Origin of the sequence: Haladaptatus sp. CMSO5, from assembly GCF_036689885.1 — an archaeon.
Lineage (GTDB): Archaea > Halobacteriota > Halobacteria > Halobacteriales > Halococcaceae > QDMS2.
The window spans coordinates 2,466,807-2,480,771 of the sequence record NZ_JBAHVW010000001.1 but is presented as its reverse complement, the minus strand read 5'-3'; the positions used below and the strand labels follow the sequence as shown (position 1 = coordinate 2,480,771).

15 protein-coding genes and 1 tRNA gene are annotated in these 13,965 nt (G+C 60.1%); 6 read left to right on the top strand and 10 right to left on the bottom strand.

Annotated elements, in window-relative coordinates; genetic code table 11:
• Positions 1-109: 109 nt before the first annotated feature.
• The 5 genes from V5N12_RS13190 to tenA all read right to left on the bottom strand — a co-directional run bounded on the left by V5N12_RS13190 (position 110) and on the right by tenA (position 4,721).
• Positions 110-493, bottom strand: coding sequence for a hypothetical protein (locus V5N12_RS13190; RefSeq protein WP_332899628.1), 384 nt, complete (start codon positions 491-493; stop codon positions 110-112).
• A 107-nt stretch (positions 494-600) separates the two neighbouring features.
• Complete coding sequence (locus V5N12_RS13185; RefSeq protein WP_332899627.1) at positions 601-1,647, bottom strand: hypothetical protein; 1,047 nt, start codon at positions 1,645-1,647, stop codon at positions 601-603.
• Positions 1,648-1,789: 142 nt separating this feature from the next.
• Positions 1,790-3,313, bottom strand: a complete 1,524-nt coding sequence (locus V5N12_RS13180; RefSeq protein WP_332899626.1) for a sodium:solute symporter family transporter — start codon at positions 3,311-3,313, stop codon at positions 1,790-1,792.
• A gap of 104 nt (positions 3,314-3,417) precedes the next feature.
• A complete protein-coding gene (locus tag V5N12_RS13175; protein WP_332899625.1) occupies positions 3,418-3,984 on the bottom strand; it encodes a hypothetical protein in 567 nt (188 codons plus the stop codon).
• A 71-nt stretch (positions 3,985-4,055) separates the two neighbouring features.
• A complete protein-coding gene (gene tenA, locus V5N12_RS13170; RefSeq protein ID WP_332899624.1) occupies positions 4,056-4,721 on the bottom strand; it encodes a thiaminase II in 666 nt (221 codons plus the stop codon).
• Between the two features lie 78 nt (positions 4,722-4,799).
• Here tenA and V5N12_RS13165 point away from each other — a divergent pair, with 78 nt between their 5' ends.
• Entirely contained in the window at positions 4,800-5,333 is a 534-nt protein-coding gene (locus V5N12_RS13165) for a cob(I)yrinic acid a,c-diamide adenosyltransferase (RefSeq protein ID WP_332899623.1), read from the top strand.
• 1 nt (position 5,334) lies between these two features.
• On the opposite strand, the gene V5N12_RS13160 is transcribed toward V5N12_RS13165, so the two are convergent.
• Entirely contained in the window at positions 5,335-7,062 is a 1,728-nt protein-coding gene (locus V5N12_RS13160; protein WP_332899622.1) for an adenine deaminase C-terminal domain-containing protein, read from the bottom strand.
• Positions 7,059-8,006, bottom strand: coding sequence for an MBL fold metallo-hydrolase (locus V5N12_RS13155; protein ID WP_332899621.1), 948 nt, complete (start codon positions 8,004-8,006; stop codon positions 7,059-7,061). The genes V5N12_RS13160 and V5N12_RS13155 overlap by 4 nt, the downstream gene beginning before the upstream one ends.
• A gap of 318 nt (positions 8,007-8,324) precedes the next feature.
• Between V5N12_RS13155 and V5N12_RS13150 the strand changes: the two genes are divergently transcribed.
• Positions 8,325-8,600: a DUF7553 family protein gene (locus V5N12_RS13150; RefSeq protein WP_332899620.1), complete on the top strand. Its 276-nt coding sequence runs from the start codon at positions 8,325-8,327 to the stop codon at positions 8,598-8,600.
• A gap of 62 nt (positions 8,601-8,662) precedes the next feature.
• A tRNA-Val gene (locus V5N12_RS13145) sits at positions 8,663-8,737 on the top strand.
• Positions 8,738-9,081: 344 nt separating this feature from the next.
• Here the strand turns inward: V5N12_RS13145 and V5N12_RS13140 are convergent.
• Together V5N12_RS13140 and V5N12_RS13135 are read right to left on the bottom strand one after the other, a co-directional pair.
• Entirely contained in the window at positions 9,082-9,747 is a 666-nt protein-coding gene (locus V5N12_RS13140; RefSeq protein ID WP_332899619.1) for a hypothetical protein, read from the bottom strand.
• 202 nt (positions 9,748-9,949) lie between these two features.
• Positions 9,950-10,090 carry a hypothetical protein gene (locus V5N12_RS13135; RefSeq protein ID WP_332899618.1) on the bottom strand — a complete coding sequence of 47 codons (141 nt, stop codon included), beginning with the start codon at positions 10,088-10,090 and terminating at the stop codon, positions 9,950-9,952.
• A gap of 178 nt (positions 10,091-10,268) precedes the next feature.
• Here V5N12_RS13135 and V5N12_RS13130 point away from each other — a divergent pair, with 178 nt between their 5' ends.
• Both V5N12_RS13130 and V5N12_RS13125 read left to right on the top strand, forming a co-directional pair.
• Positions 10,269-10,925 (top strand): lactate utilization protein, encoded by a 657-nt coding sequence (locus V5N12_RS13130; RefSeq protein ID WP_332899617.1) that lies wholly within the window; start codon positions 10,269-10,271, stop codon positions 10,923-10,925.
• Between the two features lie 61 nt (positions 10,926-10,986).
• A complete protein-coding gene (locus V5N12_RS13125; RefSeq protein ID WP_332899616.1) occupies positions 10,987-11,805 on the top strand; it encodes an aldo/keto reductase in 819 nt (272 codons plus the stop codon).
• A 3-nt stretch (positions 11,806-11,808) separates the two neighbouring features.
• On the opposite strand, the gene V5N12_RS13120 is transcribed toward V5N12_RS13125, so the two are convergent.
• Positions 11,809-12,918: an NADH:flavin oxidoreductase gene (locus V5N12_RS13120; RefSeq protein ID WP_332899615.1), complete on the bottom strand. Its 1,110-nt coding sequence runs from the start codon at positions 12,916-12,918 to the stop codon at positions 11,809-11,811.
• A 753-nt stretch (positions 12,919-13,671) separates the two neighbouring features.
• On the opposite strand from V5N12_RS13120, the gene V5N12_RS13115 reads away from it, so the two are divergent.
• Entirely contained in the window at positions 13,672-13,941 is a 270-nt protein-coding gene (locus tag V5N12_RS13115) for a DUF378 domain-containing protein (RefSeq protein ID WP_332899614.1), read from the top strand.
• Positions 13,942-13,965 lie beyond the last annotated feature (24 nt).

Here is a 13,965-nt window from a genome sequence, read left to right as displayed (position 1 = left end):
GGCTGGTGTGGTGGACGCGCGATCCGAGGGCAATACCGTCCTAGTCGTGCAGAAAGCGCGTACCTAATCGCGTGCTGTGGGGAGTGGTGTGAAAAAAGCGGAGTGTGGGTTACAGCCGGTCGCGGCCAGACGAGTTCGCGCGTCGCGTTCGCAGCCATTTGTGGACGCGGAGACGAAGTGTGGTGTTCGTTCGGCGTCGGCCGTGGCGGTTCGTGGCTGCGTTTCGTGCTCGTGCTCTCCCAACGGCCCATCGCGTCGCAGACGGCAGTGCCGGAAGCGTGAGTCCGAAGATGCCGGTGAGCCACAGCGCTGGCGAGAACAGTGCGACGAACAGTCCAACAGAGAGCAGCCAGATACCCGCCGCCACCATCAGGTGATTCAGCGTGACGAGTTTCGCCTCTGCTTGCTCTCTGTTTCTCCGTTCTGAGGACGCAAGTGGCGAGCGCCCCTGTTGCGTGCGGCGGTGCTGCCGCCCACCTAATTGCCCTACCATAGTGTAATATTGTTTCGGCCCCCCCTTTAAGCCCTGTCAGACCGCAGTCTGACGAATTTCTCCTTACGGACAGGTCGAAAATGGGGAGTTACCGAGAATGTTATGTGTTACCACTCGAAGCCACGCGGCGCGTCAGGCGGTGTCAACGGGCTTTTCGCCAGCCCGGCGCTTGGTTCTGGACGGTTGTATTCGACCGGTGCCACGTCGTTCGCGGCGTCGGGGTAGAACAGCGAGGCGAGCGTGTGGATGTGTTCGCGCCCCACGTCGAGTTCGAACTGGCCGCCACCGTACAGTTGTATCCCCGCCGCCTGTGCGTATTCGATGCTTTCGAGGAGCGACTCGATGCTGCCGAAGCGTGTGGGCTTGATGTTCAGCCAGTCGGGTTCCCACGGGAGATTTTTGATGTCGTCGAGGCTGTGGATGGGTGCGTCCCACGACACGCGCCCCTCGTGACCCGCAAAGAGTGGACGGGTCTCGTCGGTGAGCGCTGGGTCTTCGATGACGGCCTCCGGGAGGCCGTCGATGATGCGACGGTACAGGTCGGGGTCGGGTGCTTGGTCTACCATCGTCCCCTCGTAGTGGCCTTTGAGGTCGCAGACGCGCACCGTGCCCGTGGCTGCGAGTGCTGTGACGAGGTCGTCGTCCCACTCGTCTGTCGGGTCGAGTTTGAACTCATAGGAATCGTCGATAGAAAGCCACCTCTCGATGCGGTCGAAGGAGGCGTCGGGCAGGCGCATAGAGATGATGAATCTGACTGGCTGGTACGCCATTCCGAACTGGGCGGCGAGGGAGGTGTCCGCCTGCTTCAGCGCGAGGTCGAGCGCGGCGCTCTCGAAGCCCCACTGCCGATAGTTTCTGAAGTCGTGGCGGCCGGGTTCGCGGCCGTGAAACATGTCTGTGTCTGCGAGATGGGCGGAGAATTCTTCGAACGTCCACTCGCCTTCGAGGTCGAACGTGGGCGCCGCTTCGACCAGTTCGCGGTGGTCGTCGGGTTCGTAGGTCACGTCCTCGCCACGACCGGTTTCTCCGTCACCGTCGAGTGAAATCGTGGTCGAGAGGCGGGTGAAGTCGCTCGACGTCTTTGCTTCGTGCAGGTCGTACGAGACGGACGAAATCGAAAGCGGCAGGTCAGCGAGGGCGGCGAACAGTGCCATGCTCCGCGTACGAAGGCAGGACAGAAAAGTTACGACCCGCGCCAGTCGGTGACGACGGCGTAGATTTCGTAGGCGAAGATGGCGACGACGAGCGCGACCGACCCCCACGCGAGCGCCGAAAACAGCGTTTGGCCGATTGCGCTCATTGCTCTTCACCCCCGTCTGCACGAACCTCGTCGAGTTGGTGGATGGTGCGGGCGAGTGAGCCGAGGTCGAACGACCCGGGGGTCACCCGCGAGATGAGGAGAATTGCCAGGCCCGAAACGGCCGCCGCGCCGACGAACGAATTGAAGTATGACGCCGTCGGCAGGAGGTCTCCGACGACTGGCAGGGCAGCGAGCGGGGTTCTGAGCGTCGGGAAGTAGGCGAGGCCGACGAGCAGCCCGAACAGGCTCGAACCGAGCGCACCTGCCCCAGTCGCTTCTGTCGAGTACAGCCCGAACAGCAGTGGGATGAACGTCGCCGCCGCAAGCAGGTCTGCGATGAGGAAGATGGTGAGTACGCTGTAGCCCTGTGCGCCGACGAAGATGGCCGCGAGCGCGACCACGACGGTGAGCGCGCGGGCGGCGTTCGTGAGCGTGCCGCGGTCAGGGTCGTCCAGCACGAGCGGGAGGTCTGCGGTCACGATGCTCGCAATCGCGTTGAACAGCGTGTCTGCGGTACTCATGACGAGCAGGATGGCGAGGATGACGACGACGAGCGTCACCCACTCGGGGAATGCGGCGTCAAGCACGAGGAAAAAGGAGATGTCGGCGTTATAGCCCGCAGAGAAGTCGGTCGTGACGAGGCCGAGACCGGAGGCGGCGAGGCCGAACAGCCCGGCTAAGAACACCATTGGAATCACCGTGATAGCGGCGATAGTGAAAGAGCGCGCGAGGGTGCGTTCGTCTTTCGCGGCGTAGATGCGCTGCCACCACGCCTGATTCAGCATCTCTGCGGCGAGGACGGCGACGGCGATGTAGGCCCCAAATTCGATGCCGGGGAGAAAGCCGGGGTCTAACAGGCTCGGGCTCGTCTCCGCGACGGTCCGGTAGATTTCGCCCGTCCCGCCGAGGGCGAGCAGCGCGCCCGCAAACCCGATGGCGAGAATCGGGAGGATGACGAGCGTCTGGACGGTGTCTGTGAAGATGCTCGCCTTCAGCCCGCCGTAGCCGGTGTAGGCGAGGACGAACAGGCCCACGAGCGCGGCGGTTTGCCACGTTGGGACGCCCGCGACGAGCGAGAGTGCGCCCGCAATCCCGGTCATCTCCGCGGCGAGAAAGATGAACATGTAGGTGATGCTCACGATGAGGACGTAGACGTACATCACCGGCCCGAAGCGCGCGAGGGTGTACTCCGTGATGGAGTGGCCCTCGGGGATGAGCTTGCGGATGCGCGGACCGAGCACGATGAACGCGAATAATGGGAGCGCGCTTCCGATTGCGTAGCCGAGGACAGCCGTAAGCCCGCCGAAGGCCGCACCCGCCTCTGCCGGGCTAAAGAGAATCCACGCTCCCATCCCGGAGGCGATGAGCGTTGCGGTGGTCATCCCGTTGCCGGTCGAATTGCGGGCAGTGATGTAGTCTTCTACCGAGTTGATGCGGCCGCGGGCGTACCACGTACCGAGGGCCGCGAAGGTAACGAGCGTGAGAACCGTCAGTCCGAGGGCGACAGCGGCGGTTACCATCGTCCCACCTCAACGTGTTCGTACATGAGGCACACTCGGCTATGGGCTTAGTTAAACGTTGGTAATACCACTGGATTATATGGTTTTGAACGACCAACTACTCGTCAGTTCGCGTGGCTTGTAGTGGCGTTCGCGCTGTTGAGAGTCTGGTTTTTACCGCGGAGCGTTAACCCAAAACCGACCCACACGAGACCGGTAATCGAGAGGCCAACCGAGAGCATTGGTGTGATAACCGCATTCGCAAGCGGGTCTACAAGCGGGGTGACGACGAGTGCAATCGGAATCCATCGTGGCACAGAAACCTCAGATGACGTAGAAAGGATGTACGCGACCATGATTGAAAAGACGCCGAATCCGGTCACGGCTGGAAGCCCGATGATCAAGAAGCTAACTCCCGATTGGGAGCCAGATTGCACGAGGAAGATTGCGGCGACGAACAAAGCACAGACGCCAATTCCAGCCCCGACAAAGCCGAGTCGAGTGTCTCTGTTCGACGGGCTGGTTCCAAAATAGAGTCCACAGAGTAGGCCAGCGAACAACAATGGCACACCCGCAAGCACATCGTAGGGTATGGCAGCGAAGTCATCAAGTGCAGGAACTGACGCAAGCAACAGACCGACGCAGAGACTGAAAAGGCGAGTTAACTGAATCGCGGCCTTTTGATTCATCATTTTTTTGATTCGGAGATTAGGCTCAAAGGTGTTGGGTCGATTTCTCTGTGAGAACTCAGAGCAGACCGTTTTCAGACCGTCCACCGCTCCTCTCGCCACGCTGCATCCCAGAAGCGGTACTCGTAGCGAAACGAGGTGAGAAAGCGCTCGCGCATCTCCTCGCGGGTGGTGGGGCCTGCTTCGGTTACGACTTCATCGAGCAGGTCGAGACACCAGTCAGTGAGTTCGGTGAACTCGTCGCTCGCGTACATTGCAATCCATTCTGCGTACTGCTCGTGGTTGGGTTTTCCGCGCACATCGAGGTGGCGAGCGGTCTGGTTGAACCCCCACATACACGGCAAGAGTGCGGCGACGAGGTTGGCGAAGGGTTCGGTGGCCGCGGTGCGGACGAGGAAGTCGGTGTATGCTTGCGTGGTCGGTGAGGGCTTCGTCGCTTCGAGTGCCTCCTCGCTAATCCCAAACTCGGCGGCGTAGGCGCGGTGGAGATCCATCTCGGTGTTCACCGTTTCGTCGAGAAGGGTGGCGAACGTCGAGAGCTGTGAGAGCGTGGGGGCTGACGCCGCCCCGAGTGCGAATACGCGACTGTAGTCGACGAGGTAGACGTAGTCCTGTTTCACCCAGTAGCGAAACGGCGATTCATCGAGTGTGCCGTCGCCGAGGCCGACGACCATCGGGTGGTCGAGAATCGATTCGAGGATGGGACGTCCCTCCTCGCACAGGGTATCGCTGAAGGCCATGGCTCGCCTTCGCACGGCCACCTGAAAACTGTTCACCGTCTGCCCGGGTATAAGTCGCTCGCGGCCCTCGATACGGGCATGAAGATTTACACCAAACGCGGCGACGAGGGCAAGACCGACCTCTCGAACATGTCTCGCGTGTCGAAGGCGAGCCACCGCATCGAAGCCTACGGGAGCGTAGACGAGGTGAACGCCCTCGTCGGCGTCGTCAGACCGACCGGCCACGAGGACATCGACGAGAAGCTTCGCTCGATTCAAAACCACCTCCACATCGTGCAGGCAGACTTTGCGAACCCCGACCCGGACGCGGACGACCCCATGGTTCGCGCAGAACACGTTGCCTTGCTCGAACAGTGGATGGACGAACTCGACGCAGAACTGGAGCCGCTTCGAAACTTCATTCTTCCGTCGGGGAGCGAACCCGGCGCGAAACTGCACCACGCCCGCGCGGTCTGTCGGCGCGCCGAGCGTCGGGCGGTCGCGCTCATCAACGAAGAAGAAGCCAATCCAGAGGCTGTAAAGTACCTGAACAGACTGTCCGATGCGCTGTTCGTCCTCGCGCGCGTGGTCAACAAGCGCGAGGGCGTTCCCGAAGAGAGTCCGACGTACTGAGTTAGTCGGGAGTGAGTCCGACCAGTTCTTGGGTCAGGATATTCGCGTAGCCCTGCGGGGTGAGTTTGAGAATCGGGACGCCGAGGAAGGTGAGCGTCGCCACCGCGAGCATTGGTTGGTCTGCGGTGACACCCTGATTTTTGAGTGCTGTGCGGACGGCCTCAATGTTCTCAGCAGCCTCGTCAATTGGCACGTCTGCCAAAAAGCCGCCGACGCGACACGGGTGGGCTGCGGAGAGGTCATCGTCATCAACGACCGTCCAGCCGCCGCCCTGCTCGCGGAGGTGGTCGATGGCGCGGTTGATTGCGTCGTCGTCCGCGCCCACGGCGATGGTCAGTCCGGCCTCCCACGCGGTGGTCGTCGCCACGGCTCCCGATTCGAGGCCGAGGCCGGTGACGAAGCCAACGAAAGCGTCCCTGTCGCCTGCGGGATGGCGGTCGATGACGACGACTTTCAGCACGTCTCCGTCGGGGTCAGCGACGAGGCTCCCGGCTTCGACCGCTGGTTCTGCGAGTGCGTCTTGGGTGAAGAGGCCGGTGACGTGTTCGATGGCGCGGACGGAGCCGTCGCGGGCGACCGATTCAGGCACCGTGATGTCGAGCGTCTCGGGGAGGTGGACGCTCTCGTAGAAGTGGTCGGGGTACTCGTAGGGGACTGGCTCGACGGTCGCGGTGCCGTTTTCGACCACAACCTCGCCGCCTGTGATGACCGTCTCGATTTCGACTGTTTCGAGGTCGGAGAGCAGGACGATGTCGGCGCGTTTGCCCGGCGAGAGGGTGCCCCGGTCTGTGAGACCGAAGTGCGTGGCTGGATTCAGCGTTGCCATCCGAATCGCGTCTTCGGGGGCGATACCGGCGTCGATTGCGCGGCGGACGACGCGGTTCATGTAGATACCCTCGCGCACGTCTCCCGGCCAGACGCTATCGGTCGAAAGTGAGAGGTCTGCGGGGCCAATTTCGTGGTAGGCATCTGCGACGGCCTGCGTGTCGTCGCGGACCGTTCCGGAGCGGCCAATCGCGTGGATGCCGGCTTCGAGGCGGGCTATCAGCTCGTCTCCGGCGATGGCCTCGTGGTCGTTGTCCACAACGCTCGCAAACGCCTGCAGGTTCGCGCCCTTACAGCCCGCGCCGTGGCCGCTGATTGGCTTGCCCCGTGCTCTCGCCTCGTCGTAGAGGTCGAACAGAGGTGGGTCGCGGCCGACGACGTGTATCCAGTCAACTTCGCCCACTCCGACGACGCGCGGGTGGGTCAGGCTGTCACAGAGCGCCTGTTTCTCGGCCTCGTCTGCCCACGCGGGGGTAAACGTCGAGACGAGTGGCTGTGGGGGGATGGTGATAAACACGCTCACTGCGAGCGGGGCTGTTGCGCGTAGCAGCTGTTCGGAAGCGGCCGCGCCGTAGAGCGAGCCGAGGCAGTTCGACTCGCTTATGACGCTCGTCGTGCCCGCTTCGAGGACGTGCGGGTAGGCGTATTCGAAGGCGTGTTGGGCTTCGATGTGGGTGTGGGCGTCGATGAGGCCGGGGATGGCGACGAGGCCGTCGGCGTCGATGACGGTGGTCTCAGGGCCGATGATTGGCTCGGGGTCTTCTGGGAGTGCCGCGATTTGGTCGTCGACGACGGCGATGGCTCGCTTCTTTTTCGCTCCTGTCTCGGGAAACAGTACTCGCGCGCCGCGGACGACGAGGTCTGCAGGATCGTTTCCGAGGGCAACGGCTTGGAGTCGAGTCATGTCCGCTCGTAGACGATGACGCCGCCGTTTTCGTGTTGGCGCACCTTTCCGCGGGCTTCGAGGACGTCTAAGTGGCCCACGGCTTCGCTCATGCCGGGGAAGAATTCGGTCACGGGGAGGTCACCGAACAGTTCGTGCATGATTTCAACGGCCGTCGTCGGGCCGTCGACGAGGCCATACACCTTCTCCGTCCGAGCGTCGTGCGCCTCAAGCATCTCTTGGATGCGCTCGCTCGGATTCTCGATAGTAGTCCGATGGCCGGGGAGGAACCGGTCGTACTGTTCTGCTTTGAGCGCGCGCAGTGAGTCATTGAACGCCGGCAGCGGGCGCGGGCGTTCGTCTTCGTCGGGTGCTGGTGGCTGGAGCAGTGGGTTTGGCGTGATCTCGTTGAGGACGTTGTCACCGACGATGGCGTGGCGTTCGTCGCCTTCGGTAAATTCGAAGATGAGTTCGCCAATCGCGTGGCCGGTGACGCGGTGGGCGACGAGTGGTTCGCCGTTGATTTCGATTTGGTCGCCCTCACCGACTTCGTAGTCTGTTTCGACGCTCGGGGCGTAGGAGAGGAACGATTCGGGAAGGTTGACGACGGCGTTTGCGGTCGCGTTCGACATCCCGTTGCGCTCGAAGAAGTCGGCGAAGAAGGTCTGTTCGTGTTCGAGTTCGCCGGGGAAGTCGGCCATGATACGGGCGGCTTCGGGGCTGGCGATGACGGTTGCGCCTTCGGCTTGGAGTCGCGCGGCGAGGCCGAAGTGGTCGGGGTGCGGGTGGGTGACGACGACCTGTTCGACGTCGTCTGGCGTCATGCCGTGTTCGTCGAAGCCGTCTAAGAGGGCGGCCCACGCCTCCTCGCTGTCGGGACCGGGGTCAACGACGGTGCGACCGGAGAGATAGGCGTTGACCGCGCCGACACGAAACGGCGTCGGGATAGAAAACCGTGTGAACATAGCCACGAGTTTCACACGCTGTGCTATACAAGTTATGCCGGGCGAAAGAGTGGACGGGTGCCAGCGACCGGGTGATGCCCACGGTCTCGGACGACCCCGCGCACTCATCCATGCGTCGGCTTTGGGACAGACGCCGACTGCGACGGATGGTCGCCCCCTGTGCACCGCCTGCAGATTTAGGTCAGCCTAAAACAACCAAAAGTGTTGTGGTATCGATGCCGACGCAGATTTTTTCATCACCCACCGTTGCTGAAAATCCACCACGCGCGTACTGTCCTGGGCATAAGGGTTTTATCCAGTGTAGCCGTATTAACACCTATGAACAAACACTTTGAAGATACGCAGTACTACCTGAAGCGCGCCGGTGAGACCGCAAAGCGCGGCGTTTCAGACGAACTCGCGCCAATCCAGGAGAAGTTCCGCACGCTGACGGGCCGCGAGGATGAGGAGCCAGAGCCCTCTCGTGTCGAAGAGGTGCGAGAGGAGCTGAAGAAGCTGCAGGTGAAAGCTGAGGGCGAAACCCGCGAGGCAATCGCCAGCGCCCGCGAGCGACTCGATGACTACCGGTCGAGCCGCGAAGAAGCGTCCGACTAAGCCTTTTTTCGGCTGCCGAAAGTAACCCTTAAGTTCAGTCGTCGGAAACGAGGTACTGCAGAGGGTTGGTGATCTAGGCTGGTTATGATACCTCCTTCACACGGAGGAAGTCGGCGGTTCAAATCCGCCCCGACCCATTTTCTGACGACACAATACGACGAGCGCAGCGAGTCGTCAGTGTCGTCGAAATGGTCACGTAGGATTTGAAGCAGGGAACGGAGCGAAGTGACCGAGGTTCAAATCCGCCCCGACCCACTACTTCTGTCGCGAGCAAACCCGTGAGCGACTGCTGTCGTGACGAGCGGGCGGTTTGAATCAAGGAGCGAAACGAAGTGGAGCGACTGAGGTTCAAACCCGCCCCGACTCATTCTCTCCTTTCCTACAGATGAATTCGCTGACGAGAGCTGTGTGCATATCTCAGAGTGGCGCGCTTCTCGCCCAATTCGACCGAAGAGCCAAGATGAAATGGTTTGCGGACCGTTCAGGAGCTAATACACTTCTTACGGATTTCGGCCAGCTTGACCGTTCGTGGTTTGTTCGATTTCTCCACAACTTCATCAATCTCCATCTCCATTGGTTTGTTCCAATCGCGGGGGTACTGGATGCCGTTGTTCGATTCGAACGTGTAGTAGAGCTCGATAGATTTCTGCTCGTAGTTATCAAAAACGGGGTTATCGGCGTCTGTTAAGTCTCCGAATGAATCTTGATCTAATGGCTTTGTGATCAACGATATGAATTGGTTTTCTTCCAAGTGAAAGTGCCAATCCTCTCTGGAGACCATTAGAGTGTCTACAGAATCGTTTCCTTCTCTAAGAATCGCTTTAAGCCGAAGGTTGAGTGCTGGACTGTCACCAAAATTCTTGAGTCCGAAATCGTAGGTTGGTGAATCATCGATTTGACGAAAGTGGGGGCGTACTGCAAGACGACTGGCGGGCTGGTTCAATCTTGACTCACGCATTTGATTAAACGCAATAAAGGCGTATAACCCCGTAACCGTGACCAGTACGCTTTCGGTTGAAAATCCGCCTACGACCCACGAAATTGCGCCTATTAATAAGACTCCTATTCCACCCAATATATTCCAGCTATCGAAAAACCTGACCACGTCCCCCTTCATTGACCCCCTTAGTGATTGAATCTCAACCATACCTATCACACCCGGTGTGATGTGATGAACCTTTGCCAGGTTGTATCGTATCAGAAGGAATTAATATGTACAATATTGAGCTACGTGAAACCTCTTACAACTCCCGTCCGCGTTGTCCATGTATCGAGACGAACGCCTGTCGCGGCGGCCGTCCTAGGTTTACCAATTAGCCATACTCAACAGCTGGCAAACGAACCCCGACCTACCGCTCACCTTCACTCGCGGCCACGCCGAGGATGTAGTTACAACTCGGGCACACCCACTGGGAGACGAGGACGGGGCCTTCTTGGATTACTTCTTCGACGGCTGAGACGCTGTTTTCGCAGTATGGACAGATTCCCATGCGTTGGTGACGGGAGCGATGTACCTTCAGTGTTGTAGCCAACTGACCCCACTAACACTCGCGTCACCTGCTGACACCGATGTCCGCGAGGGCTTTTGTGTGTCCCGTCCATACGGGTGATACGGAACTCTGGTGTGTCAGCTCGTGAGCGAATGCGCTGGCGCACCCCAACTCAACCATGTCACAGACAAAGGCCGATTACGAGGACGAGGTATCGTACGACGAATCACTCGACGAACTCCCGAGCGAGGCGGAACTCGACGCGGCGGTCGAGAACTTAGAAGCGCGCGGGTTCGACGTGTTGGTCGTCGACTCAGCCGAGGAAGCGCGCGAGGAACTCATCGGCCAGATTCCGACCGGTGCGTCGGTGATGGACGGCCACTCCACGACGCTCGAAGAAATCGGGTTCATGGACTACCTGAACGAGGGCGACCACGACTGGCAGAACCTCCACGCAGAGGTGTTCGCCATCGAGGACCATGAAGCGCGATTCGACGCCCGGCGTGAGGCACAGACGGCCGACTACTTCCTCGGGAGCGTCAACGCCATCGCCAAGACGGGCGAGTTGGTCGCCGCAGACGCCTCAGGGAGTCGCATCGGGGCGTACCCATTTGCGGCGAAGAACCTCCTGCTCGTCGCCGGAGTGAACAAGATTGTCGAGGACTTGCCCGCGGCACTCGACCGACTCGAAGAAGTCGCCTACCCACTCGAAGACGCCCGTGCGCAGGAGGCCTACGGCGTCGGGAGCGTGATTGCAAAACAGCTCATCTTCCGCCGCGAGACGACCGAGGGGCGCACGACGCTCGTGCTCGTCCGCGACGAACTCGGGTTCTAAGCGAGCGTTTTCCCACCGTCGTCCCCCAATTCTCTTTGCGTTCAGTGCCCCACAGAGAGGTATGCACGATATGGCCGACCAGCCAAAACTACCGCGACTCGGACTTGGCACGTCCGGGATGGACGGGGTGGAAGCCACCGAAGCCGTCGCGACTGCTCTCGACATCGGCTATCGCCACATCGACACGGCGCAGTACTACGAAAACGAGGCGGCCGTCGGGGAGGGTATCGCCCGCGCTGAAATTCCGCGCGAGGAGTTGTTCGTCGCCACCAAAATTTGGCACACGAACCTCGCACACGGCGACGTACTCGAAACCGCCCGGGAGAGTCTCGACCGCCTCGGTCTCGACTACGTTGACCTGCTCTATGTTCATTGGCCAGCGGGAGCCTACGAACCGGCAGAGACGCTCGCGGCGTTTGACGAACTTTCCGACGCCGGCGTTGCAGACCATGTCGGCGTCTCGAATTTCACACCCGACCTCTTAGACGAGGCGCGCACGCACCTCGACGCGCCGATTTTCGCGCATCAAGTAGAATGTCATCCGTTGCTCCAACAGCGCACGCTCCGCATCTACGGTGTGGGTCACGATATCGAACTCGTTGCCTACTCACCGCTCGCCCGAGGGCGGCTTCTCGACCATCCGGTACTCGCAGAAATCGGCGCAAAGTACGACGCCACCCCAGCACAAATCAGCCTCGCATGGCTGCGCGAAAACGGGATTGCGGCAATTCCAAAAGCGAGCAGTGAAGCCCATCTCCGCGCGAATTACGAGAGCCTTACACTCGACTTGCGGAGCGAAGACCTCGACCGAATCGATGCGCTCGATGGAGGGGACCGGGCAATCGATCCGGAGTTTGCGCCGTGGGAAGGCGAAACGTAGACCTCAGTCGTCAGCGGGGGCTGGCACTTCGAAGTCGCTGATAGTGGCTTTTGGCAGCAACGTCTTTTCGAAGTCGAAATCGTCGAGCGCTTCGTTATTTTTGACCTTCGTTGGCCAGTCTGGGTTTGCGAGGGCGCTCGTTCCGAGCGTGAGCAGTGCCGCGCCCGAGTCGACGACGGAGCGGGCCGTTTCGGGGTCGCCAAGCCCACCGTTTGCGATGACGGGTGCGTCACCGTGCTCGATGGCGGCTTCGGCGAGCGTCGGCCCGTCGTCACCGAACGTTGGGGCGGTTGCGTCGCCGTCGGTCGTGTGGATGTAGTCTGCGCCCGCCTCGCTCAGGGCGTCGAAGAAGACGGCGGCGTCGTCCTCGCCGTTTTCCCATTTGTGTTCTTCGTCGCTTACCATGGCCTGTGAGATACGGACGCCAACGCCGAACTCGTCTGCGGTCGCTGCTTGGACGGCTTCGACGATGTCGCGGGTGAAGCGAACCCGGTTTTCCGCGGAGCCACCGTACTCGTCGTCGCGCGTGTTGTACTCAGCAGAGAGGAACTCGTGGAGCAGGTAGCCGTTTGCGCTGTGGATTTCAACGCCGTCGAACCCGGCGGCTTCGGCACGCTGCGCTGCGGCGACGAAGCCTTCGGTGACCGCTTCGATGTCTTCGTGCGTCATCTTGCGCGGTACGGGGAACTCGCCTTCGCCGCCGTAGAGCGGACTCTGCTCGCCTTTCGGCTGGACCGCGGCTGGCGCGATGGTCTCGTCCGTGTAGCGGTTGCCCTGCGCCTGTGCCCCGGCGTGCATCAACTGGGCGAAGATGGGGCTGTCCTCGTCGTGGACGGCGTCTACGACGGATTCCCACGAGGTGGCCTGTTCGTCGGTTGCGAGCCCCGGCTGGTTGTGATACCCCTGACTGTGGGCTTCGTCGGTGTAGATGCCTTCGGTGATGAGGAACGAAAAGCCACCGCGGGCGAACTTGGCGTAGTAGCGAGCCATCTCAGCGGTTGCGGTTCCGTCCTCGGTCGCACTCGTCCTTGTCATCGGTGCGAGGCCGACGCGGTTGTCGAGTGTGAGCGCACCGAGAGAGATTTCGTCGAAGAGGGACGTGTCTGATGTCATCACCGGGACAATGAGCCACCGACTGAAAACCACCCGGCGGGTGTGTGCGCGTTCTACCGTCCCGCCGTGATTGATTGTGTGATTTTTTCGTTGGCACGTTCATTGAGTGCGGTGGTCCATCGTCGTCCCCGACGGAGAAACCAGTCAGGTGTAACCTTTGGCAGCACTGCACTTGGAGAAAACGATTTTTGAGAATTTACAGCGAGTTATTCTGGATGTTTGTTTTGCAATAGTGGGATTTACTAGGCTCCTTCGATACTAAAACGACCTATTATTGTCCTTATAGCGAACTTTTATTACCTGCATCGTCATTGGTGGTGTTGTAATGCGTGAAACGAACTCCGATTGCGGTGGGGGTGGTCGGTAGGAACAACCCTCCGCGGAACGATTACCACCAGACCAACATGGTCGTGCAAGCTGTACTATGGGTTAGCCACCCCGACTGGCGTCCGCCAGCGCCAGTCAAATTTTTCATGAACTGCCACATCTGCCCAGATAGTTCACAAATCTGCCAGCCTAACCGACGGTATCGGTAACTGCTCTATGATATACTTTCTCCTAGTCAGCGTCTGCTGAGTGTCTGAAAAAACGGAGAGTTATCGTCCGCGTAAATCGAGCGACTGCTGGCGTGCTACTGACTCACACCTACATTAAATCCAATACGCTCGTGTATACGATAATACGTGACAATCATGTACGCTTACGAGACATCTTTTTCTCCTCAGACTGCGTTCTTTTATTCGGTGTTAAACCATGCAGTATGAAGGCAGAATTAGAGCAAACATTCTCGACTGGGCGTCGCTCATCCTCGTTATCGTGGGTGCGCTTAACTGGGGCCTCGTCGGGATTGGGGGCTTCATCAACGCCAACTGGAACGTCGTGAACCTCATCTTCGGCTCGATTCCGACGCTTGAGAACCTCATCTATCTCCTCGTCGGCCTCGCGGGCATCTACGAGCTGTACTTCGCGTACCAGCTCTACTCCGCACGCGCGGAGAAGCCGATGGCAGAAAAGCCCGCATAAGACCGATTTTTTCGACAACCGCCC